This is a genomic window from Fervidicella metallireducens AeB (assembly GCF_000601455.1).
In the GTDB taxonomy this organism is placed as follows: Bacteria; Bacillota; Clostridia; order Clostridiales; family Caloramatoraceae; genus Fervidicella; species Fervidicella metallireducens.
Map to the genome: position 1 here is coordinate 1 of NZ_AZQP01000145.1, position 872 is coordinate 872.

The 872-nt window shown below is 36.8% G+C and carries 1 protein-coding gene; it reads right to left on the minus strand.

Annotated features, from left to right (window positions below; genetic code table 11):
* Positions 1–518: 518 nt before the first annotated feature.
* Positions 519–722, minus strand: coding sequence for a hypothetical protein (locus Q428_RS14190; protein ID WP_035382093.1), 204 nt, complete (start codon positions 720–722; stop codon positions 519–521).
* Positions 723–872: the final 150 nt, after the last annotated feature.

Consider the following 872-nt stretch of genomic DNA (forward strand, 5'->3'; position numbering starts at 1 on the left):
ACTGCCGTCGTATTCGTATTTGAATTTGACAACATCATTGTATTTCTCTGCTGTAACCCTGTCAAGGTCATCGTAATCATAGCTTACTTTATGACCATTACCATAGGTTGAGTAAAGGAGTTTTCCTGAAACAAGATTATAGGTATTTTCAATTAGCTTTTGAGTTCCTACGGAAACAGTTGTGTTGTTTCCAAAGCTGTCATATCCGAAGGTATAGCTAAAGCCATTATGTGTTATTGTCTTTATTTTGTCATTTTCATAACCGTAGCTGTTGGTTATAGTTTTTGCATCCTGTGCACTACTTTCCTTTTCAGAAACCTGAGTTAACCTGTCAAGATCATCATAGACGTAGTTTGTTTCACTTCCCTTGGCATCAGTTAACTTGTCTAGAGTTCCCTTAGTACTGTTATAGCTGTAAAGTACCTTGTTTCCCTCCGAATCCTCAACTTCACTAATATAGTTACCATCTATTGTATAGGTTGCCTTTGAATTTATAACTGTTGTTCCTGCGGCATCCTTTATTGTGGATGTAAGTGGATTTTTCTACCTGATACTAAAGGAACTGAGTCTCCCTTAACCCATCCTCCAAGTATAATTGCGTCTCCTGCTTTACCTGAAACATTTACTGTTTGGTATATATATTTTCTTGATGCAGCTGATCCGGTAAATTTAAAAGCCTTATTGTCAAGGGATTTAGGTTGATTTGATACAGTTGTTAACACATCTGTTGCATCTGTTTCACTTCCCTTTGTCCAGAAGGTTGGTGTCGTTGTGCCAAATTTAAAATCAGGATTTTCAACTAGGTTATATCTATTTGCAATTGAGCCACTTTCTAATTGAAGTGCGTCAAAATATGCTGTACCAGTTCCTTA